The sequence below is a fragment of the Nocardiopsis sp. iso_186 genome, assembly GCF_056173365.1.
This window is the reverse complement of sequence record NZ_CM149670.1, coordinates 4,998,960-5,023,881: the sequence shown is the minus strand read 5'-3', so window position 1 is coordinate 5,023,881 and position 24,922 is coordinate 4,998,960. Positions and strand designations below refer to the sequence as shown.

The following is a 24,922-nucleotide window of genomic DNA, read 5'->3' as shown; positions in this document are numbered from 1 at the left end:
GCGGCCATGCGAACCATCCAACGGCTGAGCGCGCTACTTCTCACCTCGGCCCTGCTGCTGGGGCTGCCCTACGCGCTACTGGTGCACCTGCCGTGGCCCGACCTCTCCCTGTCCTGGACCGTCCTGGCGGTGCACCTGAGCGGGCTGTCCCTGCCCCCGGGGGTGCCCCAGGCACTGCTCATCGGGACGCTCTGGGGCGTGTGGGGCCTCTTCGCGCTGAGCGTCGTCACCGAGATCGCGGCCCGGGCGAGGGGGCGGCAGCGCGGCTTCCGCCTGTTCGGGCCGCTCCAGGTGATCGCGGCCACCGCGATCGGCACCACGCTGGCCGTGCCGGCGCAGGCCATGGCCGACACCGTCGTGGTCCACGACGTGCAGACGGACACGGCCGACGCCTCCGACGCGCAGGCCCCCGCCGCCGCACCGCAGGCCCCTGCGGACCAGGACGCCGGTCAGGAGCAGGAGACCCAACGGGTCCGCTCCTTCTCCGGTTTCGCACTCAACTCCGCCGAGCCCACCGAGGACATGCGTGAGGACCTCGCCTCGACGGTCGAGCTGATCCGCAAGCACGGCGCACCGGACTCTCCCATCGTGGTGACCGGGCACACCGACGCCTCCGGCAGCGACGCGGTCAACCAGGAGCTGTCCGAGCGCCGCGCGCAGGGCGTCGCCGACCACCTCGCTGCCGAACTCGGGGACAAGGCCCCCGACATCCAGGTCGAGGGTCTGGGCGCCACCCGGTTGCAGGACGGCGCCGACACCCAGGATCAGCGCAGGGTGGAGGTCAGCTACACGGTCGCGCCCGCCGCCAAGCCGAAGGTGCACCAGCCCGTCCAGGAACCGGTGCAGCAGCCCGAGCAGGCGCCGGCGGCCGGGCAGGCCGAGGAGATCACCGAGATGGCCATGGTCAAGGCCGTGACCCAGGTGCCCGGCGCGGACTCCGACGAAGCGGCCCTCCAGCAGGCGGCGGTGGACAGCCCGCCCAAGGTCGTGGTCATGGAGATTCCGGCCGGTGGGCTCCTCAGCACCGCAGCCTTCGCCGGTCTCGTCGGCGGGTTCCTCGTCGGCCGGCGCGGTACCGGCGGCCTGGCGCTGTCGTTGCCCAAGCCCCGTGCGCTCACGGCAGGCATCCGCCGTGAACGGCCCGAATCCCCCGAGATCGACCCGCCCAAGCCGCCGCCCGAGCTCACCGACGGCATCGACGACCGGGTGGTCGTCGAGCTCAACCACATCCCCGGCATCGGCATCACCGGTCCCGGCGCGCCGGGGGCCGCCCGGCGGCTGATCGCCAACGCCCTCTCCGGTGAGGAGGAGCGGTCCGCGCGGGTCCTCATCACCGACTCCGACGCCAGCATGTTGCTGGGGGACGAGGGGCGCACACTGCTCAGCGAGCAGGGCTTCGAGGCGGTGCGGGTCGTGGACACGATGCACGACGCCCTGGCGATCCTCCAGCGCGAGCTGCACGAGAACGCGGCCGACCCCGACGCCGTCGACGACCAGGAGCCCCTGGTCCTGGTCGCCACCCCCGTCGCGGAGTACGAGACCGCGCTGTCGGGGCTGCTGCTGCACGGCCAGGAGCGCGGCATCACCGCGGTCCTGCTGGGGCGCTGGCCGCTGGGCGGCACCTGCACCATCGGCGAGGACGGGGTCATCACCGACACCAGCCCGCCGCTGAGCCGCATCTTCCAGGCCCAGTGGCCCGGATGCGACGCCGAGCACGTCATGGACCTGGTCCGGGAATACGACTGCGACGGCGCCACGGTCGAGTACGACAGCCACAGCGGCACGGTCGGATACCGGTCCGCAGAATGGGCGGCGGAGCTGATCGTGCCCACCGCGGACACGGGGAAGAAGGCCGAGTCCGCGAAGAAGAGGGCCCCTGCCACGCCGGTGCGTGCCGACCGCTGGTTGACGACCGAGGAGGTCGCCGCCGAGTGGGCCGACACGGCGGTGGGCGGCAGCGGGCGTCCGATACCCGACCAGCACGACATCGACCGGGTCCTGTCCATGATCGCCGCCCCGGACGGGCCCTCGCCCTGGAAGCAGGATCGGGAATCCGTCGCGGAGGCGCGCCGCGACGCGGTGGTCGCGGAGGAGCACCGGGGCCTGGAGGTCGAGGAGTCCGAGCAGTCGCCGGCCGAGCCGGCCGAGACGGTCGAGACGGTCGAACCCGTGCGTGCGTCGGCTGCGGACACCGGGTGGGCGTTGGGTCGTCCGGTGGATGTTCCGGTGGTCGCGGAGTCGGCTCCGGTGGTCGAGGAGCCCGTCGAGGCCGCCGAGCCGGTCCGGGAGCCCGTCGCGCACGAACGGCAGGACGTGGAGGTCGAGGAGTCCGCGCAGTCGCCGGTCGAGCCGGTCGAGCCGGTCGAGACGGTCGAGCCCGTGCGTGCGTCGGCTGCGGACACCGGGTGGGCGTTGGGTCGTCCGGTGGATGTTCCGGTGGTCGCGGAGTCGGCTCCGGTGGTCGAGGAGCCCGTCGAGGCCGCCGAGCCGGTCCGGGAGCCCGTGCTGGAAGCACGGCGGGACGCCAGGTCCGACGTCGTCGAGGCGCCGGTCCAAAGCGTCGAGCCGGTCCGGGAGCCCGTGGCTCAGAAACCGGCCGAGCCCGAGGAGGCGGCCCCGGAGAGGGCGGAGGCCCCCGACAGGTCGGTCGAGGAGCCCGTAGCCGCCGCCCCGTCGGAGTCGGTGGCGTCGGAGGGTGCGACGAAGGCGGTGTCGGCGGAGATCGCCAGCGCCTTCTCGGCGCTGAACGCCTCCACCCCGTCGAGTGCTTCCGAATCGCACCCGCGGCCCCCGAAGCCGCGGTTGACCGGTGCCGTGGACCAGGAGCAGGCCCCGGTGCGCGTGACCACCGCGAAGCCCGCCCGCACAGCCGGGAGCGAAGCGACCGGGAAGACGCGAACCGGTTCCGAGCCGGTCCCGGACCCGGCCGCCCCGACGCCGCTCACCCACCGCGCGCGCAAGGCCGGCAAGAGCCGGATGCGGCGGGTGCGGCCCGAAGAGGTCGAACAGCGCCACTTCCGCCCCTCCTCGAAGGGCTGATCGTTCCCGGAGCCGTTCACCCGTGCCCGATCTGGCGCAGGAACGGCTCCGGGTCCTGGTTCTGCACCCTGGTCTCCAGGACGACGTCCACCTCGTCCCCGACCAGGCGTCCGCCCCACGGCAGTGCGCCGCCGTCGCCGATCCCGAAGTCCGACAGGCTGATCAGGGTGGTGGCGGTGAAGAAGTGCCCGTGGCCGTTCTCGTGGTCCCCGTAGTGCGGGGCCTCGCCGACCCACTGGCAGTCGAAGGTCGTCTGCTGCGTCCGGCCGTGGACGGTCAGGTCGCCGTACATGCGGAAGGCGCCTTCCCCCCGCCCGCCCGCCGTCACCCCTGTGCTGACGAAACGCAGTTCGGGGTGGGCGTCCACGTCGAGGAAGTCCGCGGAGCGCAGGTGTTCGTCGCGCGCCCGTACCCCCGTGTTGACGCTGTCCGCCCGGACCGTCACGTCCACCGTCGAGGCGAACGGGTCCGCGGAAACGGTGATCAATCCCTTGGCCTGGCCGAACGTGCCCTGTACCCGGCCGAAGCGCAGGTAGTGCGCGACGAAGATCAGGCTGGAGTGCAGCGGGTCCAGGTGCCACTCGCCCGGTGTCGGCCCGATTCGCTGTTGTTCCTCCGGTCGTGACGTCATGCTCTGATCCCCCTTTTTGACGATGAAATCTGCTCGATTCCCCAAACGAGTATCACCGCAGGAAAGGAACCGCTGGTCAAAGGGGGGCGTTGTGTCCGGACCGGGACGGTTTCGGGCCGGGGGGGGCGAACGCGCGAAAGCCGCCCACCACGGGGATGGCGGACGGCTTTCGGGCGTGGGGGAGAGATCGGCTACATCTGCTCGGGAGAACGGACCCCCAGCAGGTCGAGCCCCTTTACCAAGGTGTCCAGGGTGGCCGCGGTCAACGCCAGACGCGAGGCGCGCACCGCCGGATCCTCGGCCTTGAGCACCGGGCAGTTCTCATAGAACGACGTGAACGCCTGCGCCAGCTCGAACAGGTAGGCGCACAGCCGGTGCGGAACCAGTTCGTCGCCGACCTGGACCACGGTCGGGCCGAAGCCCAGCAGGGCCAGTGCGAGGGTCCGTTCGGCCGGTTCGTCGACCGTGATCGGTCCGGTGGCCTCGGCCGGCTCAAGACCGCCCTTGCGGAAGATGGACCTGATCCGTGCGGTCGCGTACTGCAGGTAGGGACCGGTGTTGCCGGTCAGTGCCAGCATGCGGTCGAAGTCGAACACGTACTCGGTGTCGTGGGAGATCGACAGGTCGGCGTACTTCACCGCCCCGATCCCCACTTCGCGGGCGATCTGGGCGCGGGTCGCCTCGTCGAGGTCCGGACGGGCGTCGGCGACCACCTTCGCGGCCCGCTCGATCGCCTCGTCCAGCAGTGCCATCAGCCGGATGGGCGCCCCACTGCGGGTGCGCAGGATCTTTCCGTCGCCGCCGAGCACGTTGCCGATCTGCACGTGCACGGGCTGGGCCGATCCCAGCCAGCCGGCCTTGCGCGCGGTCTCGTAGATCATCTGGAGGTGCAGGGACTGAGGGGCCCCGATCACGTACAGGACGCGGTCGGCCTTGAGCTCCTGGACCCGGTGCTTGATGGTGGCGAGGTCGGTGGTGCCGTAGCCGTAACCGCCGTCGCTCTTGCGGATGATCAGCGGGACGGGTTTGCCCTCCCGGCCGGTGAATCCGTCGAGGAAGACGCACAGTGCGCCTTCGCTGACCACCGCGAGGCCCTTGTCCTCCAGCTCCTGGCAGATGGAGCCGAGCGTGTCGTTGTAGGTGCTCTCGCCGGCGAGGTCGGCGTCGGTCAGGGTGACGTCGAGCTTGTCGTAGATCTTGTTGAAGTAGACCGTGGACAGGTCGATGAGGTCCTGCCACAGTCGCAGGGTCTCGGGGTCGCCGGCCTGGAGCGCGACCACGCGCCGGCGGGCGCGTGCCGCGAACTCCTCGCTGCCGTCGAACTTCGCCCGCGCGCCCTGGTAGAAGGCGTTGGGGTCGTTCTTGAGCAGAGCCGCCTCGTCGGAGCCCTCGCCGACCTCCAACAGGTGCTCGATGAGCATGCCGAAGGGGGTGCCCCAGTCGCCGATGTGGTTCTGCCGGATGACGTTGTGCCCGAGGAACTCCAGCGTCCGGGCCAGCGCGTCGCCAACGACGGTGGTGCGCAGGTGGCCGACGTGCATCTCCTTGGCCACGTTCGGAGCGGAGTAGTCCAGCGGGATGTTCTGGCGCTCCTGGAGCGGTGCGCCCCTGCGTTCGTCGCCGACCAGGTCCTGGGTCCGGTCGGCGATCCAGTCCTCGCGCAGCGTCAGGTTGACGAAACCCGGTCCGCTGATCTCGACCTCTCGGCAGACGTCGGTGACGTCAAGGTGTTCGACGATCGCGGATGCCACGTCGCGCGGCTTCCTGCCGAGGCGCTTGGCCAGGGCCAGGGCGGCGTTGGCCTGGTAGTCGGCGAACTGAGAGGGACGGATGACAGGGTCGGTCTCGGCGTAGTCGGCACCGAAGGCGGCGCCGAGCGCGGACTGGACCCGTTGCGTGAGAACTTCTTGCGGGTCGGCCATGCCAGACAGCTTAGTGAGTACTCCCGACCGGCACGGCCTGACCAGCGGGGACCGAATCGGATCCGGCTCGGGGTCACACCGCGGCGGTCATGACCGGCTGCGGGCCGTCCTCGCCGGGGCGCGGCCCGGTCGGCCGGCGGGTTCCAGTGGGGTTCTCCGGCGGACCCGGTCCTCCCGAAGGGGTGGCAACGGGGCCACCGTCCCAAGGGCTGACGGAATCACCGGCAAGCCGGTCGGCAGGACGCTGTCGAAGCGCGCGGGCTCGCCTTCGGATGCCCCAGGTCGTGGCCGTGTCCGGTCTTGAGTCCTCGGCCTCCTGGAGAAGGTGCCGGAGATCCGGCCGCTGGGAACGCGGTGCGGCTCCCGGCCCACGACCGCTCCCACCACTTCTGTCGCATGCGGACTGTATTTTCTTTCAGGCATCTACTTGCCTAATGGGCAAGTGCTCGTGTACTTTCCTTATAGGCAACAGCATGAAAGCCCGGCAAGCGCCGAAGCATACGAGGCGCTCGCCGTCCCGGACGACAACCGCGAGGGAGTTTTCGCAATGGCATCGCACCCCACCCCCAATGGACACCACGAGCAGGCCCCCGACGCCCACCCCGCCTGGACGCTGTGGGTCCTGGGAGCCGTGGCCATCGGCTACGGCGTCGTCTCCGACCTGCGACCGGACCTGAGCACCCCCCTGCTCTTCGTCCTCGTGGCCGCCGCACTGGCACTGGCCGCCCTGCCCCGCTGGAAGCGCTCGACGGGCGACCGGCCGAAGATGTCGGGACGCGCCAGGGTGATGCGAGGGGGCGTGATGCTCGTCCTGATGGCCCTGGCCGCGGCCGCGGGAGTGGCCATGCGCACCTTCGACGTGCCCTACCCCACCACCATCGGCATCACCGTCGTCGTGCTGACCATCCCGCTGTGGCGCGGACTGCTCAACCGCGCCGCGCGCACCGCGGAGGTGTGACGCCATGACCGGACACGGTGCCCTCGACCAGTCGCTGCTCAACCCCACCCGGCTGTCGATCGTCTCGGTACTGGCGGCCACCCACTGGGCGGAGTCCGCCTACACCCGCGAGGCCGTCGAACTCTCCGACTCGGCACTGTCCAAGCAGGTCAGCGCGCTTGACAAACTGGGCTACGTGCAAGCCGAGAAAGGCTACGTCGGCAAACGCCCGCGCACATGGCTCAACCTCACCGACGCCGGCCGCAAGGCGTTCTCGGACCACGTCGCCACACTCCGGCGTATCGCCGACCACGCACGGGGTCCGGGGCCCGCCACCGAACCCCCGGCCAGAAAATGATCCGCCCCCGACGTTCCTCCAGGGCCCGCGACCGCACCCACCGGTCACGGGCCCTGAGCCCTGCCCGCACCGGTCGATGTGCTCGGCTCCGGACCGCGGCCTCACCGGCCGTCCCGCTGCTGCCCGCCGCACCCGAGGCCCGGGGAGTAGCGGGCGGTCCGGGCCCGGCAGGGGCGATCGCCGCGAGTCCTGCGGAACGCCGGTGGGTCGCCCGGGGCCACGGGGCGAATCGCTGCACGCGATGGTGGCGGCGCCGGTTAAGCGGGCCGGTGGTCGGTGCAAAAACGCTCGACCGCCCCGCGGGGTGTGGGCCGCCACGCGCGCAGTGCGGCCCACACCAGTGCGGCCGAGGGGATCAGGGTGGCCAGGTGCCACGGAACCCGCCACCACGGGCCGACCTGGTGGGTCGCCACCGGCTCGACCTGTCCCGACAGGGCGGGGACGGTGGCCAGCGACCACATGAGGAAGGCGTCGCCTACCGGGAGCGTGCCGCCCAGGTAGCGGCGTTTTCCGTTGAACTCCACGGCCGCGCCGCTCGCCTCGGCGAAACCGGTCAGGGCGGAGGCGGCCGGCTCGTCGCGCAGGAGGACGGCGCCCGCGAGTGCCACGGTGCTGGCCGACGCCGACAGTCCGAAGAGCAGCGGTCCGGAGTCCACGTCGCCGGGGGAGTCGTCCCCGCGCGGGTACTCCCGCACCCCCGGGAGCATGAGGTGGGGGGAGCTGAACAGTTCGCGGAAGACCGCGTAGTCCACGGCGGCCCACTCGGGGTCGATCTCGTACAGGAAACGCAGGAGCAGCGACTGCGAGCTGGCCCGTGCCCCCTGGACCGTGCTGCCGTCGCCGGAGTCCACCCGGTGCGGGAGCAGACCGGTCGCCGGGTCCGGGAGGGCCGAGGCCGCAGTGATCCACCGCTCGACGAGCTCGGTGTTGCGGCCGTCGCCGGCCAGGTCGTCGCGCAGCCGCAGCGCGGCCACGGCCACGACACTGTCCACCGGCCATGCCTGGCCGGGATAGGCGTCCAGGAAGGGGGTGCCGCGCCCGATCGAGGAGTCGAACGCAGCGGACAGCTCGGCGGTGGCCGTGTTCAGCGTGTCCATCTCGGCTTCGGCGGACTCGGGGCCGCCTGCCACCGATACGATCCGTCCGCGCAACCAGTTCGACCAGCCCGAGTGGAACACCCCGTGGGCGGGGCTCCCCTCGGCGGGAAACGGCGCGGTTCCGGCCGGGGAGTCCAGCCGTTCCAGGGCCCAACGAGCCTCGGCCAGTGCCTCCGAACGGTGTGCCGTCTCCCGGTCGGCGACGTCCAACCAGGTAAGTCCGTAGAGGGCGTGGGAGAAGAAGTACCCTTCGGGAAACAACCCCTGCATGTCTTCCCCCGCGCCTTCGCGCAGGGCGTCGCCCACGAAGGCCAACCGGGGGAGCGCGTCGGCGACCGTCTCGGCGTCGGTGCGTGCCAACGGGGAAGGGGTGTAGGAGCGGACGCCGACCAGACCGGCGCCGGCGGCCACGGCGGCGGCCGACAGGGTCAACAGGACGGCGGCCACGGTCCGGAACGGGCTCTGGCGGGGCTGGGGCGTGTCCATCGGCCCATCATGCCCCACCCCCGCGGTACGCCCTGTGCCACCCGACGGCAGCGACGCGGTGGGTCGGGAAGCGGGATCAGTCCTCGCTCTGCCCCAGTCGGTGCAGCCAGGTGGGGGTGCGGCTGAGCCCTGCGACACCGCGGCGGATCTGGTCGGTGATGCGCCCGGCGGCGAGATCCCGGGCGAGCAGACAGGCGCCGGTCACGCCCCGCGCGTGGCTGTCCCCGTGCGCGATGACCACGGTGCCGTTGAGGCCGAGCAGCACCGCGCCGCCGTAGCTCTCGGAGTCGAGCCGTTCGCCCAGCTCCCGGAGCGCCTTGCGTTGCAGCAGCGCTCCCGCCTTGGCCATCGGGCTGGAGGTGAGGGCCTCCCGGATCTCGCCGAAGGCGAACCGTACCGCGCCCTCCACGGACTTCAGCGCGACGTTCCCGGTGAAACCGTCGGTGACCACCACGTCCACCAGACCGGCGAGCAGGTCGTGGCCCTCGATGTTGCCGCGGAAGTCCAGTCGGGCCTCCTCCGCGTGCGCGGAGAGCAGTTCCGCCGCCTTGCGCGCGAGCCGGTTGCCCTTGCCCGGCTCCGAACCGATGGTCAGGATGCCGACCCGGGGCTCGGCGATGCCGTGTCCGATGCGTGCGTAGGCCGCGCCCAGGTGCGCGAACTGCATCAGCATCTCGGGCTTGGCGTCGGCGTTGGCGCCCGCGTCCAGCAGAATCGTGGGCTTGGGCCGGGTGGGCAGGACCAGGGCCAGGGCCGGGCGCAGCACACCGGGCAGCGTGCGCAACCGCACGGTGGAGGTGGCCACCACCCCGCCGGTGGATCCGGCCGACACCAGGGCGGCGGCCTCCCCCTGGCGAATCAGCTTGCACGCCACGGCGACGCTGGAGCGGGCCCGGCGCCATGCCGCCAGCGCGCCCTCGTGCATGGCCAGGGTCTCCTCGGCGTGCACGATGGGCAGTTCCCTGGACGCGCCTTCCGCGGCCACCAGCGGGGCCAGTTCGGGGCCACGCCCCACCAGCAACAGCCGCAGTCCGTGCTCGCGTACTGCCTGTACCGCGCCTGAGACGATCTCCCGAGGAGCGTGGTCGCCGCCCATCGCGTCCACCGCGATGACCGGCTGGGGCGGAGGGACGGGCCGTCGCACGACGGTCGTACTGGTCATGGGTACCTCCGGGGATGCGGGGGCGGTCCGCGGCAGCCGCCCCTGCGCAAGGTTATGCCGAGTTGGAAGAACACCGGACGAGACGGCGCATTCCGGCGCGCCCACCCGTCACCGGTGACGCCTTTTCGGCAAAGCCCCAGATCAGAGCGGGAATGGGTGGGTGCAAAGATTCCTGGACCGCGCGCCCAGTCTGCGGCGCGGGAAACGAATCCGGTCGTCCTCTTCCCAAAGCCTCATTTTTCACGTCATGTCGTGGCTGTGCGCTGCGCGAAAACGTCGCGGTGTCGCGGTCGCAGCGGGCCGAGCCGCCTTCGCGGTCCGCGCGGTGGCCGCCGTGCCGTCCTGCCGGTACACCGCCTACGTCGTTGACGGGCCGACCGACCGGGACGCCGCTCCGACGACCCGATGCACCTGCTCGCCCTTCCCCGGGCGGACATCCTTCCCGGCGAGGACGTCGCACGGATCGCCGGGCGGGGGCGGTGTGGACGGACCCGCCGAGGTCAACGGGGGAGAAGGCGTTCGTGGTGCACCTGATCCAGGCGCGTGCCCTCAAACCGGTCGCCACCGCGCCACCGCGCTGATCCGGAGCAGACGGGCCTGCCCGGCACATCGCGCGGGGGCAGGCCCGTCCCGGTCAGACGAACAGCGCCACGTGCCCGGACGGTTCGGGAGCTCCGTAATGAAGTCCCTGCTGGGGGGGAGCACTCGGGACCGTCTCGCTCGGGGTGATCCCGGCGACGCAGCGCCTGGCCAGGAGGAGCGATGCCTCCCGCAGGTGCGCGATGCTCTGGGCCAGGGAGTGCACGATGACCGGTTCGAAGGCGTTGAACTGCAACTGTCCGGCCTCGGCCGCCATGGTGATCGCCGCGTCGTTGCCGACTACCGTGAACGCGATCTGGTTCACCAGTTCCGGGATCACCGAGGCGTCCTCGCCCCGCACCGAGCCGGGGTGGGCCTGCACCACGGGCAGGTCGATGTCGTTGAAGCCGCTGCGCGTTCCTGAGGACAGCAGCCGCAGGTCGTTGGAGATCTTGGAGAGTTCCACCGCGATGCGTTTGAGCACCCCCGACAGGTCCACGAACGCCGCGCAGTCCTGGGTCGCCTCCGCCACGGTGGCCACCGAGGTCAAGGGAAGACCGGTGATAAGACACAGGTGGCGGCGCACGGCCTCGGAGTACCCGGCCACCGCGTTGCTGCCGATGCCGGGGACGCCGACGTTGACCTCGTACAGCGTGCGTGCGACGTCGCGCAGGCGTCCCTCGTCGCGGCCGAGCATCCCCGCGTAGGCGTGGAATCCCTGCCCCAGTGACATCGGACTGCAGTTGCGGGCCTGGGCGCGGCCGATCGTGCGGACCCCGTCGAATTCCGCGGCTTTCTTCGCGAACGCTTCGCGGAGCGTCTCCAGAGCCGTGATCAGGCCGTCGAGGGCGGTGATCGTGGCGATCTTGGCGGCGGTGGGGTGGACCTCGTTGGTTGACTGGCCGAGGTTGACGTCCTCGGTCGGGTGCAGGTACTGGTACTCGCCCCTGTTGTGCCCCAGGATCTCCAGGGCCCGGTTGGCGATGACCTCGTTGGCGTTCATGTTGGTCGAGGTGCCCGAGCCGCCTTGGACCACGTCCACGACGAACTGCTCGTGCAGGTTCCCCGACCTGATCTCCTGGCAGGCCTGGATGATCGCCTCGGCTCGGCCGCCGCGCAGCAGTCCCAGTTCGCGGTTGGCCTGTGCGGCGGCCTCCTTGACCGCCGCCAGGGCGTTGACCAGGTGCGGGTGGGCGCTGACCGGGACCCTGCTGATGGTGAAGTTGCCCAGGGCTCGGCAGGTGTGGATCCCCCAGTAGGCGTTACCGGGGATCACGCCCTCGCCGAGTCGGTCCCGCTCGATCCGGCCGAGGCCGGCTGTCGCGGGTTTCGCGATCCGGCCGGCGGGCGGACGCGGGAGGCGGACGGCTACTGGTGCGCGCATGGGAGCGGTCCTTTGTCAGTCGGAAGGAGGCGGCAGCGCCGAGCGGTGGGGAGCACGATCGTGGCCGGACAGACCGTCACTGCGCGGCGGAGGTGTGAAGCGTGATGGTGGTGAGGCTGGTCTCCACCTGGTTCAGGTGGGCCTGCATCGCCGTTTTGGCCTTGTCGGGCGACACGTGGGCGATCGCGTTGACGATGATCCGGTGTTCCCGATCGGAACGCTCGCGGCGCCCGTGCATCTGGTTGACGAAGGTGGACTGGCGGGCCAGGGCGTCGCGGATCTCCTCGATGACCCGCCGAAAGACCGGGTTGCCCGACGCCTGGGCGATCGTGATGTGCAGCAGGGTGTCGAGTTCGACCCAAGCGGCTTCGTCGCGTTCCTGCTCCATGCGTTTCAGTAGACCGGCGAGCATGAGGAGGTCCTCGTCGGTGCGCCGGACCGCCGCGTAGCCGGCGGCCGGTATCTCCACGTGCAGTCGTACTTCCATCAGGTCGCGGGCCGAGTAGGAACCGAACCTCGTGGGCTCGACCGCGGCGGCGGACTGGACGAAAGTCCCCTTGCCCGTGTGCGTGACCGTCATACCGACTGCCTGGAGCGCGCGCAGTGCCTCGCGGACCACCGAGCGGCTGACCTGATGGCGCTGCGCCAACGCGGTTTCCGCGGGCAGTTTCGCACCGACGGGAAACTCGCCTTTCTCGATTGCCGCGCGGAGGTCGGCCAGGACCGCCTCGACCGCTCCCGTGCGGAGAACCGGTTGAGGTGACCCTGTCGCCGATCTGTCTGACAGGTCCATGAAGACAGCATGAATGCGTGTGGCAATGTCTGTCAATAATTGGCTTTATGTTGTTTTTTGCGTCTTCCTGGTCGGGAGGCGCGCGGTTTTCACAGCGCATACCCGGTAGCGCGGGCCGCGGACGGAGGCGGGGCGAGCCCGTCCCTCCGGCGCGCCGAGGAGCGTCCCGGAAGGCGGGCGAGGCTCTCCTGCGGGGTGACCGGCGGGTACAGGCGCATTTCTCCGGTGGATTCACGGTGGATGAAAGGGGGAGTCGTGGTTGTGCGCGCTGAAGGGGGAATTGCCGTCATTTCCGCGGCGCCCGCGGCGCCGCCTCCTCGGTGGTGCGGGGAGCCCCGCCCCGTGCCCCGCGAGGGGTGTTGTTTCGGGTGAACAGGGTCAACACGGCGGCGGCGACCATCGCAGCCGCGGGGAACACCGCCAGCAGGTGCATGGTGTCCAGATAGGCGTCCCGGAACACCGAGGACATCAGCCTGCTGATCTGTTCCGCTGCACCGGGGCCCGTCCCCGGGGGCAGAACCGGGGGTGTCGCGGGGCCGCCCAGTTGCACCCCTCCGCCGGTCCGGTCCAGTCCGTCCGTGAACGCCTTGCGCAGTTCCGGCGGGAGCTGCCGGGCCTGTTGTGCTGCCTGTGCGCCCATCTGGTTGCTCAATCCGACCTGGAGTAGCGCGCCCACGATCGCTCCGCCCAGTACCGACCCGAGTTGGCGGGTCGTGTTGAGCATGCCGGAGGCCGCCCCGGCCAGTTGCGACCGAACGTTGTACATCGCCAGTGAGCTCATCGGCCCGAACGCGCATCCGGTGCCCAGACCCATGAGGATCTGCGGAGCCAGGAAGTTGTGCCACGAACTGTCCGGTCCACCCGTCAGCAGGAGCCAGCCGACGCCGATCGCGAACGCGCTGAACCCGGCGAACAGGATGTACTTGCCGCCGTATCGGTCCACCTGGCGTCCCGCGATCGGCGCGGTCACCATCGAGACCAGCGACGTCGGGATCAGGGTCAGACCGGCCTGGAGTGCGCTCATGCCCAGTACGGACTGCAGGTAGATGACGAACACCAGGGAGAAGGACAGCAGCGACATCGACAGCAGTGCGGCGGTGATGTTCATCAGCCCGAAGTTGCGGTCGGCGAACAGGGCGAACGGGATCAGCGGGTCGTGGCCCTGCCGTGCCCGCTGCTGGAACAGGAGTGCGACGAACAGGAGGCCGCCGGCGGTCAGGATCACCGGGATGCTCACCACGCCGTAAACGGTGCCCCAGTGGAAGCGTTCGCCCTCGACGAGGCCGAAGGCCAACAGGGACAGCGCGAGCGTTGCCAGGAGCACCCCGCTCCAGTCCAGCCGCTGCCGCCGTTGCGGTTCCCCGGTCTCGCGGGGGATCAGCAGGACCGCGAGGACCAGTGCCACCACCCCGAAGGGGAGGTTGACGAAGAAGATGAACCGCCAGTCGAGCGCGGTGACCAGGAGCCCGCCCAGTGTCGGTCCGGCCACGGTGGCCAGGCCGGCCACGGAGCCCCACACTCCCAGGGCGGCACCACGGTGCTGGGCCGGGAAAACCCGGATGATCAGGGCCATGCTCTGCGGCACCATGATCGCCGCACCCATCCCCTGGACCACGCGGGCCGCGATCAGGAACCCGATGCCGGGGGAGAGGCCGCACAGGGTCGAGGCGGTCGTGAACAGCGCCACGCCGATGATGAACATGCGGCGCGGCCCGTACAGGTCGCCCAGCCGCCCCGCGGTGATGATGAGGACCGCCAGGACCAGGGCGTAGGCGTTGACCACCCACAGGATCTCGTCGAGGGCGGCGTCCAGGTGCGTGATCATGTCCGGGATCGCGATGTTGACGATCGTCAGATCCAGCAGGGTCATGAAGAACCCGATGCACAGGGCGATCAGGATCATCCACGGGTTTCCCCGTAAAGCGGCCATGAGACTCCTCGCGTCCGGTGGGGCTGCGAGAACACTCTGCCCTGAGGACCGCCGCCGCACGCCCGACGCGGGTGTGCGGGTCAGCGCCCGTCGCGCACGGCCAGCCGGTTCTGGCGCCGGCCCGCCCGCCGGCGCGGCAGGGCGTCCCGGGCCAGGTCGGCGGCGCCGATCATGCCGGCCTCGTTACCCAGGGCCGCGCGCACGATCTGCGCCTCGGGTCGGTAACCGCGCCCGGTGAGGTTGCGGCGGAAGTACTGACGGGTCGGCTCCAGCAACAGGTCCCCGGCCTCGCACACGCCGCCGCCGATGACGAACAGTTGCGGGTCGAAGGCCGCCGCGAGATTGGCCAGTCCCACCCCGAGCCAGGCGCCGGCGTCTTCCAGCAGTTCCGAGCTCGCGCGATCGCCTTCCCGGGCCAGTTGGGTCACCAGCGGGCCGGTGATCAACCCGGGGTCCCCGCCCACCGCATCGAGCAGCCGGGTCGCCACGGGGGAGTCGGCGACGGCCAGCTCGCGTGCCTCCCGGGTGAGGGCGTTGCCGCTCGCGTACTGTTCCCAGCAGCCGCGGTTGCCGCATTCGCAACGATGGCCGTTGGGGACCAGCGTCATGTGGCCGAACTCTCCGGCGAGTCCGTGGCGTCCCCGCCGCAGACGGCCGTCGATGATCACGGCACCGCCGATACCGGTGCCCAGGTTCACCACGACCACGTCGCGTAGGCCGCGCCCCGCCCCCAGGCACACCTCCGCCCACGCGGCGGCGTTGGCGTCGTTCTCCACCACCACCGGGACGCCCAGCCGTGTCTTCAACGAGTCGCGCAGCGGTTCGTCGCGCCAGGACAGATGGGGTGCGAACAGGACGTTGGCCCGTCGTTCGTTGACGAACCCGGCCGCGCCGACCCCGACGGCCTCCACGCGGTAGTCGCGTCGCAGTTCCTCGACGACGCCGACGATGGTGTCCTCGACGACCTTGGGACTCTTGCTGCGGTGCGGGGTCTCGGTCCGCAGACGGGCCAGGACCCGGCCCGCGGGGGTGACGACGCCGGCCGCCACCTTCGTTCCGCCGATGTTGACCCCGACCGTCAGTCCTCGCCGGGTCGGGCCGGCCCCTTTGGTGAATGCCATAGCGCCAAGAACCTTATTGGACCCGCGAGGTCGGTTCAGGCACGGGGTTCGCCCAGGGCGTTTCGCGGCGCGCCGACCAGCGCGGCGGCTCCGGCCGGGCATTCCTGGTCGAGGTCGTGGCGGCCCGCGATGAGTTCCTGGAAGCGGATCTTGGCGCGGATCAACGGGCGTCGCACGCGGTGGTCGCGGCGGGTTGCCGCGATGAGCTTGGCCGACCCCTCGGGGTAGCGCCACCGGGCCCAGGGGGAGTCGGGGACGGCCAGGCGGATCGCGGCGACGATGCCGATCACGGGGATGAAGACACCTGCGATCCCGGTCCAGATCTTGCCCTTGGCCAGACTCACGACCGAGCTTGCGGCGTTGGCCAGGACGAGGACGGCCGGCCCCGCCTGGGCCAGTGCGCCGCTGGGATCGGCTTCGGTGAATTCGGTCCAGCCCACCGGCCGCAGGCCGGTCAGAAGAAGCCCGCTGAGGGCGATCGCCACGAACACCGCGTCTACGGAGGCACGGCCCTGTTCGGTCCAGTAGACGTCGCGCAGGTGCAGGATCAGCGCGAACTCGTCCAGGACCAAGGCCGCCCCGAAACCGAACACCCCTGCTGCCACGGCGATCGCCCAGCCCTCGCGGTCGGTGACGAGCAGGCCGCCGACCCCGCCCAACAGCATGAACGCGACGCCGAACACCACGTGGTGAATGTGGAGTCCACCGGGGGTGATGTCGCTGAACCACCAACGGACCCGGGCGCGGATCATCCGGACGCTGAGCCGGATGAGGAGAAAGCCGGTGACGAAGGCCACGAAGAAACTGAACAGGGGCAGCCGACCTGTTGCCACGATGCCGGCGGCGAACCACTCGGCCATGCGGACCTCCCCGAAGGTGCGGTGGTGATGACCGATTATGACCGCGTTGGTCCACTGCCTCCAACGAATCCCTGTGACCTCTTGGTACGGCGGGCTGTTCTCGTTCCCCCGGGCGGTCGCGGGGGGCCGTACCGCCCGTCGAGAGGGTGCGTAAGGGTGGGCCGCGGTCCCTCGGGGATGCCGGGCAGTGGCATCGTTGCCGCCGGTTCCCAGCACCGGGCCGGCCTGCCGGATCCGTTGTGCATACCGAACCGGTCGGGAAATGACGGCCATCAGGAAGCACGTCGCCCTCAAGTAAATATGTCTAGACAAAGTGTTGACACGCTCTTTTGGGGCGGCGTAGAAACATCCATGTGACGTAGCAGACACGCCCAGGTGTGTTCAAACACGTTCAACAGTCATACTCGGAGGAAGAAATGCGGATCGGTCTCGTCGGAACCGGACGGATCGGCGCCTCGCACGCCGCCGTGATCGCGTCCCGGCCAGAGGTCAGCGAGCTGGTGGTCGCGGACGCCGACACCGAGCGGGCACGCGCGGTCGCCGGCCGGGTGGGCGCGTCCCTGGCGGCGACCGCGGAGGAGCTGACCGCGCCCGGGGCGATCGACGCCCTGGTGGTCACCGCGGCGACCGACGCCCACCCGGCGCTCATCACCGCCGGGGTGCGCGCAGGGATCCCGGTGTTCTGCGAGAAACCGGTCGCTCCCACCGTCGCCGGCACCGTCGAGGTCCTGCGTGCCGTGGAGGAGGCCGACGCGCTGGTGCACATCGGTTTCCAGCGCCGCTTCGACGCCGGTTACATCCGGGCCCGTGCGGCGCTGCGCGACGGTGAGCTGGGCACACTGCACCGCGTACACGCCATCACCGCCGACCCCGCGCCGCCGCACGCCTCCTACATCCCCACGTCCGGCGGTATCTTCCGGGACTGCCACGTCCACGACTTCGACATCGTGCGCTGGGTGACCGGCCGGGAGGTGGTGGACGTCTACGCGCTCGGCAGCAACCGCGGGGCGGACTTCTTCGCCGAGGCGAACGACGTCAACAACTCCGTGGCGCTGTTGCGGCTCGACGACGGCACCCTGGCCACCCTGCACGGGTCCCGCTACAACGGCGGCGGTTACGACGTGCGCATGGAGCTGGCGGGAGACCGCGCGACCATCGCCGTCGGCCTGGACGAGCGGGTCCCGTTGCGTTCGGCCGAACCCGGCACGGCCTTTCCCGCCCAGGCCGCCTGGCCCGACTTCTGGACCCGCTTCACTCCTGCCTACGAGGCCGAGATCGTGGCGTTCCTCCAGCTGGTCAAGGACGGCGGCCCGAGCCCGTGCGGGGTCGCCGACGCCCTGGAGGCAGTGCTCATCGCCGAGGCAGCGGACCGCTCCCGGCGCGAGGGCCGCCCCGTGACGATCGCCGAAGTCCGCCCCACCCTCTGATCCGGTCCCGAGACGGGAGACCTCCATGACCCCCACCCCCGAGCAGCCCCGAATAGCCGGAGCCCCCATCTCGTGGGGGGTCTGCGAGGTCCCCGGCTGGGGGTACCAGCTCGCCCCCGACGCCGTCCTCCCGCAGATGCGCGAGGCCGGCCTGAGCGCGACCGAGTTCGGTCCCGACGGCTTCCTCCCCGCAGCTCCCGGGGACAAGGCCGCGGCGCTCGCCGGACACGGCCTTGCCGCGGTCGGGGGGTTCGTCCCGGTCGTGCTGCACGAGGCCGCCCACGACCCGCTCCCCGACGTGGACCGGGCCATCGACGGCTTCCTCGCGGCCGGGGCCGATTCCCTCGTCCTGGCGGCGGCGACCGGTACCGACGGCTACGACGCCCGGCCCCGGCTCGACGCCGACCAGTGGACGGTGCTGCTGGCCAACCTCGACCGGCTGCGCGAACACGCCGCGCAGCGCGCCGTCACAGCCAGCCTGCACCCCCACGTCGGCACCCTCGTGGAGACGGCGGAGGAGGTCAACCGGGTCCTCCAGGGCAGTGAGATGCCCCTCTGTCTGGACACCGGCCACCTCCTCGTCGGCGGCGCCGACCCCCGGACGTTCACCCGTGCCGCGGCTGGACGGATCGCGCACACCCACCTCAAGGACGTGGACGGAGTACTCGCCGAGCAGGTGGTCTGCGGTGCCCTCGCCTACAGCGAAGCCGTCGCCACGGGGCTCTACCGTCCCCTCGGCCACGGTGACGTGGACCTCGCCGGAATTCTCGACGACCTCGTGAAAGCGGGCTACTCCGGGTGGTATGTGCTGGAACAAGACGTCATGCTTGCTGCTGCGCCGGAGGGAGAAGGACCGCTCGCCGACGTGCGGGTCGGAGTCGCCTTCATCCGTGACCGGCTCGGTTGAGCATTCGCAGTCGATGGCCGCCGGTCACTGCTCCGGTGGCGATCACCCCCGAAAGTGAAGAAAATGGGCAGCACCCTCACGGAAAACGCCTGGCGGGGACGGATACGTCCCAATGCCGGTCCGCGGGGTCCAAGCAACGGTGGAGGCAAAACAATGAGGTTCGGACAGAGCCAGCGGACCCTGGCGGCACTGGCGGTCGGGGGGCTGCTGCTCGCCGGCTGCACCACTGGCGAGCCGACCGGCGGGGATGCCGGCGGCCAGTCACCGGAGGCGCTCGGCTCGGGGCCGCTGACCTTCGCGGTCGTGACGCACAGCAAGCCGGGCGACACCTTCTGGGACGTGGTCAAGAGCGGTGCCGAGCAGGCCGGGACCGATCTGGGCGTCACCGTCAACTACGCGGGGGACCCCGACCCCGCCCAACAGAGCCAGTTGATCGACAACCAGGTCGCCCAAGGGGTGGACGGCATCATCGTCTCCATGGCCAACCCCGAAGGAGTCCGCTCCGGCGTGGAGGCCGCCGTGGACGCCGGCATCCCGGTCGTCACCATCAACTCGGGTCTGGAGCAGTCGCAGGAGTACGGGGCCATCACGCACGTGGGCCAAGGGGAGCGGCTGGCGGGTGAGGCGGCAGGCGAACGGCTCGACGAATCGGGTGCGGCCAAGGCGATCTGCGTCATCCACGAGGCCGGGAACGTCGGGCTGGAGGACCGCTGCGCAGGTGCCGCAAAGACGTTCGGCGGGGAGATGGAGAACCTCCAGGTCAACGTCTCCAACGCCGCGGACGCGCGCACCACCATCCAGAACAAGCTGATCTCCGACACCGACGTGGACGCGGTCCTCACCCTGAACCCGGGTATCGCCACCGCTGCGGTCGGCGCGGCGGCCGACGCGGACTCCGACGCGGCGATCGCCACCTTCGACGTCTCCGCCGACATCACCAAGGCCCTCACCGACGGCACCGTCCTGTTCGCCATCGACCAGCAGCCCTACGTCCAGGGCTACCTCCCGGTGACGCTGCTCGCCCTCAAGGCGCGCAACGGCAACGACGTCGGCGGCGGCCAGCCGGTCTACTCCGGTCCTGCCTTCATCACCAAGGAGAACGCCGAGCAGGTCCAGGCGTTCGCGGACCAGGGAACCCGGTAATGGCCACCGCGACCATCCCCGTGACCGGGCCTGACCGAATCGATGTGCCCCGCGCACCGCTGCGGGTCCGCGTCCTTCGGCGCCCCGAGGTCGGCGCGCTCGTCGCGGCGGTCGTGGTCTTCGTCTTCTTCTCCGTCGTCACCGACGCCTTCCTGACCCCGGCCGGCGTCGCCACCTGGCTGGAGTCGGCGGCGCTGTTCGGGATCATGGCGGTCGCGGTCAGCCTGCTGATGATCGGCGGCGAGTTCGACCTGTCCACCGGCGTCATGGTTGGCTCCACCGGGCTGATCACCGGGGTGCTGGCGACCGCGTTCGGCGTCAACATCTGGGTCGGAATGGTCATCTCGCTGATGGTCGCCCTTGCAGTGGGCTTCGGCAACGGGATGATGGTGATGCGCACCGGCCTGCCCAGCTTCATCGTCACCCTGGGCGCCTTCTTCATCCTGCAGGGGCTCAACCTCGCGGTGACGAAGGCCGTTACCAACCAGGTCGCGGTCCAGGGGTTCTCCGCGGTGCCGGGTTTCTGGGACGCCCGGTGGCTCTTCGGATCCAGCATGTCGATCGGCTCGGCCACCATCCAGGTGTCGGTGCTGTGGTGGCTGCTGTTCACCGCCACCGCGACCTGGGTGCTGTTGCGCACCCGCGTCGGCAACTGGATCTTCGCCGTCGGCGGTGACGCCAGGAGCGCGCGCCAGACCGGTGTCCCGGTGCTGGCCACCAAGATCGGACTGTTCATGACCACCGCCCTTGCCGGCTGGCTGGTGGGCATGTTGTCGCTGTTTCGCACCACCACCGTTCAGGCGTCCACCGGTGTGGGGGTGGAGTTCATCTACATCATCTGCGCGGTCGTGGGCGGCTGCCTGCTCACCGGTGGGTTCGGGTCGGCGGTCGGCGGGGCGCTGGGCGCGTTGATCTACGGGATGACCTACCAGGGGATCGTTTTCGCGGGGTGGGACAACAACTGGTTGAAAGCCTTCCTGGGGGCGATGCTGCTGGCGGCGGTCGTGGTGAACATGTACGTCCGCAAGCGGGCGGAGACCGCCGGTGCCGCGGAGACCAAGCAGACGACTCCTCAGGTAGGGCCGCCGGACCCAGAGGAGGCCGGGCCTGCGGTCAACCGGGGAGGCGAGGAGGGATGACAGCGGTGCGAGACGACACGGCGGGACGGACCGCGTTCATCGAGGCGCGCGACTGCGGGAAGTCCTATGGACAGGTGGTCGCGTTGCAGGGCGTCACGACCGAGGTGGTCGCGGGTGAGGTCACCTGTGTGCTGGGCGACAACGGTGCGGGCAAGTCCACCTTCATCAAGATCCTGTCGGGAGTGCACCAGCACGACCGGGGCGAACTGCTCGTGGACGGCGTTCCGACCAGATTCACCGGTCCGAGGGAGGCACTGGCCGCCGGCATCGCCACCGTCCACCAGGATCTGGCGATGGTGCCGTTGATGCCGATCTGGCGGAACTTCTTCCTCGGCTCGGAACTGACCAAGGGGCGCGGTCCCCTGCGCAGGCTGGACGTGTCCGCGATGCGCGCGACCACCCGGGCCGAGCTGCTGCGCATGGGAATCGACCTGCGTGACGTCAACCAGCCGGTGGGGACGCTCTCCGGCGGTGAGCGCCAGTCGGTGGCGATCGCCCGCGCGGTCTATCTCGGGGCGCGCGTGCTCATCCTGGACGAGCCCACCGCCGCGCTGGGGGTCAAGCAGGCCGGGGTGGTGCTGCGCTACGTCGCCAAGGCTCGTGACCGGGGGCTGGGGGTCGTGTTCATCACGCACAACCCGCACCACGCCTATCCGGTCGGGGACCGCTTCATGCTGCTCAAGCGGGGCGAGAGCCTCGGGGAGTACGCCAAGGCCGACATCGCCCTCGACGAGCTGACCCGGTTGATGGCCGGCGGTTCGGAGCTGGAGGAGCTCAGCCACGAACTCGGCCGCCGCTGACGCGCTCCGTCGGTGTGTCCGTCCCGGCAGTCGGTGCGGGGACGGGCACGGACGGCCACGCCCAGTATGACCGAATCTCGTTCTAGTTTTCTGTTCGGCGAGTCGGTAGAGTGCCGCGCATGGACCTGAATGGAGTTGCCGCCCTCGTTACCGGCGGCGCGAGCGGACTGGGTGAGGCCACCGTCAGGGAACTCGCCGGCGCCGGGGCGACCGTGGTCATCGCCGACCTCAACGCCGACAGCGGGTCGGCGCTCGCCAAGGAGGTCGGTGGTGTCTTCGTGTCCGCCGACGTCTCCGACGAGGAGCAGGTGCAGGCCGCGGTGCAAGCCGCCGTTGACACCGGCAAACCCCTGCGCGTCGCGGTCTCCTGTGCCGGCATCGGTTGGGCCACCCGGACGGTGGGCCGCGACGGCTCGCCCCACGACCTGGCCTCCTATCAGAAGGTCATCGAGGTCAACCTGATCGGCACCTTCAACCTCGTGCGCCTGGCCGCCGCGGCCATGGCGCGCACCGAGCCCGTCAACGCCGACGGCGAGCGCGGCGCGATCGTCAACACCGCTTCGCTGGCGGGCATCGAGGGCCAGATCGGCCAGATCGCCTACTCGTCGTCCAAGGGCGGCATCATCGGTATGACCGTCCCCGCCGCGCGCGACCTCGCCGCGATCGGCGTGCGCGTCAACACGGTGGCGCCCGGAATCCTGGACACCCCCATCTACGGCCACGGACCCGAGGCCGACGCGTTCAAGGAGCGGCTCGCCGCGCCGGTCCCCTTCCCCAAGCGGCTGGGCACCGCGGCGGAGTTCGCCCGGCTCGTCCGTGCCCTGCTGGAGATCAGTTACATAAACGCCGAGGTCGTGCGCATCGACGGCGGTCTGCGTATGCAGCCGAAATAGGAGGCCCACGTGTCCGACGAGGTGCGCTCCACCGTCCAGGACGGTATCGCCGTCATCACCATCAACCGTCCGCAGGTCAAGAACGCGGTCAACGCCGCGGTGGCCGGCCGGATCGCCGCGGCACTGGACGACCTCGACGCCCGGGACGAGCTGGCCGTCGGGATTCTCACCGGAGCGGGCGGTACCTTCTGCGCGGGCATGGACCTCAAGGCGTTCCTGGCGGGGGAACGACCGGTGGTCGAGGGGCGCGGGTTCGGCGGGTTCGCCCAGCGTCCGCCGCGCAAACCACTGATCGCCGCGGTCGAGGGCTATGCGCTCGCCGGCGGGTTCGAGGCAGTTCTTGCCTGTGACCTGGTCGTCGCCGCAGAGGACGCGAAGTTCGGCATCCCCGAGGTCAAGCGCGGACTGGTCGCCGCGGCAGGCGGGCTGCTGCGGTTGCCGCACCGTATCCCGCGCAACGTCGCCATGGAGTTCGCGCTCACCGGGGACTTCGTCGGCGCACCGCGTGCCGCCGAACTCGGCCTGGTCAACCGGGTCACTCCCAGTGGTGGGGCACTTGAGGGCGCTTTGGCCCTCGCGGCCCGGATCGCGGCGAACGCGCCCCTGGCCGTCGCAGCCTCCAAACAGGTGGTCACCGAGTCGGGCGACTGGCACTCCGACACGGCCTGGAGCAAGCAGGAGGAGATCATCACCCCTGTGTTCACCAGCCGCGACGCAAGGGAGGGCGCGGCCGCGTTCGCCGAGAAGCGCCCACCTCGCTGGAGCGGCGAGTAGGGGCCCGGGCGGCACGGAAAGGCCGGTCCGCCACCAGAGGTGGCGGACCGGCCCGATCGATGGAAGCGAGGCCGCGTGCTTAGGCCGTGGTGCCCGACCGACGCTTGCGCGTGGCCAGGACGGCAGCGCCTCCGGCGGCCATGACCGCGGCGGCGACCGCCGCGAGGATGCCCACCTCGTTGCCGGTGACGGGCAGGGTGGTCATCTCCTCTTCTTCCTTGACGTCGGCGCCGCCACCGCCGCCACCGCCACCGCCGCCTTCGGCTCCGCCGCCGCCACCACCGCCGACGACCTCTTCGTCGTCGCACGCCGGCCCGGCGCACGTCTCGTTGCCCTCGAACAACGACTCGCTGCCGTCGTCCTCGTAGACGTCGCCACCGCCCTCGTACTCGGAGCCGCCCTTGTCGTCCTTGTCGTCGTTCTGCGGAACGCTGACCGGCATGGCCGCGGCGACGTGCTTGACGCCTTCCTTCGGCTCGTCGTAGCCGTAGCCGTGACCGTGCTTCTTGGGCTTCTCCTTCTCCCATGCGGCGGACACCACGGAGTGCGTGTGGCTCTCGACCGGCCCGAACATTTCACTGCGTGCCTGATCGGGCACGCCGGCCTCGGTCTCGGCCCAGGCCGCTGACGTCGCAGGAAAGAACAGAAGCGCAGCGGAAACTCCGGCCGTCGCCATGCCCTTTGTCAAGATACGCAAAGCTCTCCCCATTCGTGGAATGGCGTCGTTCCGATCGGGCTGAGGGCGCCGACCAGTCAGTTCGCCTGTACGCCAGAAGTGAAACACGTGTCGGGACATTTCCCACGTGAGTGAATGGCGGAGTGTTGGTAATTGTTTCTTTGGGTGAATCCGGAGGTTCTCTGGGTAGCTTCCCAAAACTAATTTCCGCCAGAATTCAGCGTGTTCCGGTCCTGGTCAGCCGAATCCGGTCAGTCCTCCGGGACGGGGACGCGCAGGGTGCGCAGGAGGGTCGCGAGCATGTCGTAGTAGCCGACCAGGACGATGAGTTCGACGGCTCCGGCGTCGCCGAAACCGGTGCGGACGGCCGCGTACTCGGGGTCGTCGGCGTCGCGATCGCGCAGCAGTGAGCGCGCGAAGTCCAGCGCGGCGCGTTCGGGAGCCGACAGGGATTCGGGGGTGCGGTTCCTGCCCAGCGCGGCGATCTCGGCTTCGGTCAGCCCCGCGGCCAGGCCGGCCCTGCGGTGCGCCGACCACTCGAACGCGCTCTTCCGGATGGTCGCCACGGTGAGGATGACCAGTTCACGGACGCGCGGGGACAGGGTTGCGGTCGCGCCTACCGCTGCGCTCAACCGTTGCCAGGCCGCGCCCACCTCTGGGGCCGCCAGCATGGCGTTGAACGGACCGTGCAGTCTGCCCGCATCGTCGTGCAGGGCGAACGGGGGTTCGGGGCCGTACTTGGCCAGGACCCCGTCGTAGATCGCTCGTTGTTGTTCCGAAAGGCCGTCGGGTGTGTACCAGGGAAGTCGTCCGTGCCGCATGGCCCCTGTCCTACCCGATGCGGGCGGCGGCCGGTCGGCGCGC

At 70.4% G+C, this 24,922-nt stretch carries 21 protein-coding genes; 10 read left to right on the top strand and 11 right to left on the bottom strand.

Features of this window, described 5'->3' with window-relative positions:
• The first annotated feature begins 6 nt into the window (after positions 1 to 6).
• The gene (locus AC0VYP_RS21760) at positions 7 to 3,039 is read left to right on the top strand and encodes an OmpA family protein (protein ID WP_475471569.1); all 3,033 of its coding nucleotides are present in this window, start codon (positions 7 to 9) and stop codon (positions 3,037 to 3,039) included.
• A gap of 16 nt (positions 3,040 to 3,055) precedes the next feature.
• Here AC0VYP_RS21760 and AC0VYP_RS21755 read toward each other — a convergent pair whose 3' ends face one another.
• A complete protein-coding gene (locus AC0VYP_RS21755) occupies positions 3,056 to 3,670 on the bottom strand; it encodes a YceI family protein (RefSeq protein ID WP_285758575.1) in 615 nt (204 codons plus the stop codon).
• A 191-nt stretch (positions 3,671 to 3,861) separates the two neighbouring features.
• Positions 3,862 to 5,592, bottom strand: a complete 1,731-nt coding sequence (argS, locus tag AC0VYP_RS21750; RefSeq protein ID WP_475471566.1) for an arginine--tRNA ligase — start codon at positions 5,590 to 5,592, stop codon at positions 3,862 to 3,864.
• A gap of 547 nt (positions 5,593 to 6,139) precedes the next feature.
• On the opposite strand from argS, the gene AC0VYP_RS21745 reads away from it, so the two are divergent.
• A complete protein-coding gene (locus AC0VYP_RS21745; RefSeq protein WP_285758577.1) occupies positions 6,140 to 6,550 on the top strand; it encodes a hypothetical protein in 411 nt (136 codons plus the stop codon).
• 4 nt (positions 6,551 to 6,554) lie between these two features.
• On the top strand, positions 6,555 to 6,887 hold the full coding sequence (locus AC0VYP_RS21740; protein WP_285758580.1) for a winged helix-turn-helix domain-containing protein: 333 nt from the start codon (positions 6,555 to 6,557) through the stop codon (positions 6,885 to 6,887).
• Between the two features lie 257 nt (positions 6,888 to 7,144).
• Here AC0VYP_RS21740 and AC0VYP_RS21735 read toward each other — a convergent pair whose 3' ends face one another.
• The 7 genes from AC0VYP_RS21735 to AC0VYP_RS21705 all read right to left on the bottom strand — a co-directional run bounded on the left by AC0VYP_RS21735 (position 7,145) and on the right by AC0VYP_RS21705 (position 16,299).
• The gene (locus AC0VYP_RS21735; RefSeq protein ID WP_285758581.1) at positions 7,145 to 8,470 is read right to left on the bottom strand and encodes a hypothetical protein; all 1,326 of its coding nucleotides are present in this window, start codon (positions 8,468 to 8,470) and stop codon (positions 7,145 to 7,147) included.
• A gap of 76 nt (positions 8,471 to 8,546) precedes the next feature.
• Entirely contained in the window at positions 8,547 to 9,632 is a 1,086-nt protein-coding gene (gene plsX / locus AC0VYP_RS21730; RefSeq protein WP_285758582.1) for a phosphate acyltransferase PlsX, read from the bottom strand.
• Positions 9,633 to 10,266: 634 nt separating this feature from the next.
• Positions 10,267 to 11,595 (bottom strand): lyase family protein, encoded by a 1,329-nt coding sequence (locus AC0VYP_RS21725; protein ID WP_475471564.1) that lies wholly within the window; start codon positions 11,593 to 11,595, stop codon positions 10,267 to 10,269.
• Positions 11,596 to 11,671: 76 nt separating this feature from the next.
• A complete protein-coding gene (locus tag AC0VYP_RS21720) occupies positions 11,672 to 12,388 on the bottom strand; it encodes a FadR/GntR family transcriptional regulator (protein ID WP_475471562.1) in 717 nt (238 codons plus the stop codon).
• A 286-nt stretch (positions 12,389 to 12,674) separates the two neighbouring features.
• The gene (locus tag AC0VYP_RS21715) at positions 12,675 to 14,318 is read right to left on the bottom strand and encodes an MFS transporter (protein ID WP_285758585.1); all 1,644 of its coding nucleotides are present in this window, start codon (positions 14,316 to 14,318) and stop codon (positions 12,675 to 12,677) included.
• 80 nt (positions 14,319 to 14,398) lie between these two features.
• On the bottom strand, positions 14,399 to 15,439 hold the full coding sequence (locus AC0VYP_RS21710; protein ID WP_475471560.1) for an ROK family glucokinase: 1,041 nt from the start codon (positions 15,437 to 15,439) through the stop codon (positions 14,399 to 14,401).
• Between the two features lie 35 nt (positions 15,440 to 15,474).
• Complete coding sequence (locus AC0VYP_RS21705; RefSeq protein WP_285758587.1) at positions 15,475 to 16,299, bottom strand: hypothetical protein; 825 nt, start codon at positions 16,297 to 16,299, stop codon at positions 15,475 to 15,477.
• 416 nt (positions 16,300 to 16,715) lie between these two features.
• Between AC0VYP_RS21705 and AC0VYP_RS21700 the strand changes: the two genes are divergently transcribed.
• The 7 genes from AC0VYP_RS21700 to AC0VYP_RS21670 all read left to right on the top strand — a co-directional run bounded on the left by AC0VYP_RS21700 (position 16,716) and on the right by AC0VYP_RS21670 (position 23,382).
• On the top strand, positions 16,716 to 17,726 hold the full coding sequence (locus AC0VYP_RS21700; RefSeq protein ID WP_475471558.1) for a Gfo/Idh/MocA family protein: 1,011 nt from the start codon (positions 16,716 to 16,718) through the stop codon (positions 17,724 to 17,726).
• 25 nt (positions 17,727 to 17,751) lie between these two features.
• Positions 17,752 to 18,633 (top strand): sugar phosphate isomerase/epimerase family protein, encoded by an 882-nt coding sequence (locus tag AC0VYP_RS21695; protein WP_475471557.1) that lies wholly within the window; start codon positions 17,752 to 17,754, stop codon positions 18,631 to 18,633.
• A 153-nt stretch (positions 18,634 to 18,786) separates the two neighbouring features.
• Positions 18,787 to 19,776, top strand: a complete 990-nt coding sequence (locus tag AC0VYP_RS21690; protein ID WP_475471555.1) for a substrate-binding domain-containing protein — start codon at positions 18,787 to 18,789, stop codon at positions 19,774 to 19,776.
• Entirely contained in the window at positions 19,776 to 20,915 is a 1,140-nt protein-coding gene (locus AC0VYP_RS21685) for an ABC transporter permease (protein WP_475471554.1), read from the top strand. The genes AC0VYP_RS21690 and AC0VYP_RS21685 overlap by 1 nt, the downstream gene beginning before the upstream one ends.
• On the top strand, positions 20,912 to 21,715 hold the full coding sequence (locus AC0VYP_RS21680; RefSeq protein WP_475471552.1) for an ATP-binding cassette domain-containing protein: 804 nt from the start codon (positions 20,912 to 20,914) through the stop codon (positions 21,713 to 21,715). Before AC0VYP_RS21685 ends, AC0VYP_RS21680 begins: the two co-directional genes overlap by 4 nt.
• A gap of 119 nt (positions 21,716 to 21,834) precedes the next feature.
• Positions 21,835 to 22,608 carry an SDR family NAD(P)-dependent oxidoreductase gene (locus AC0VYP_RS21675; RefSeq protein ID WP_285758595.1) on the top strand — a complete coding sequence of 258 codons (774 nt, stop codon included), beginning with the start codon at positions 21,835 to 21,837 and terminating at the stop codon, positions 22,606 to 22,608.
• Positions 22,609 to 22,617: 9 nt separating this feature from the next.
• Positions 22,618 to 23,382 (top strand): crotonase/enoyl-CoA hydratase family protein, encoded by a 765-nt coding sequence (locus AC0VYP_RS21670; RefSeq protein ID WP_285758596.1) that lies wholly within the window; start codon positions 22,618 to 22,620, stop codon positions 23,380 to 23,382.
• A 79-nt stretch (positions 23,383 to 23,461) separates the two neighbouring features.
• Here the strand turns inward: AC0VYP_RS21670 and AC0VYP_RS21665 are convergent, their stop codons facing one another.
• Both AC0VYP_RS21665 and AC0VYP_RS21660 read right to left on the bottom strand, forming a co-directional pair.
• Positions 23,462 to 24,079: an LPXTG cell wall anchor domain-containing protein gene (locus tag AC0VYP_RS21665; protein ID WP_285758597.1), complete on the bottom strand. Its 618-nt coding sequence runs from the start codon at positions 24,077 to 24,079 to the stop codon at positions 23,462 to 23,464.
• Between the two features lie 230 nt (positions 24,080 to 24,309).
• Complete coding sequence (locus AC0VYP_RS21660) at positions 24,310 to 24,879, bottom strand: carboxymuconolactone decarboxylase family protein (protein ID WP_285758598.1); 570 nt, start codon at positions 24,877 to 24,879, stop codon at positions 24,310 to 24,312.
• Between the last annotated feature and the right edge of the window lie 43 nt (positions 24,880 to 24,922).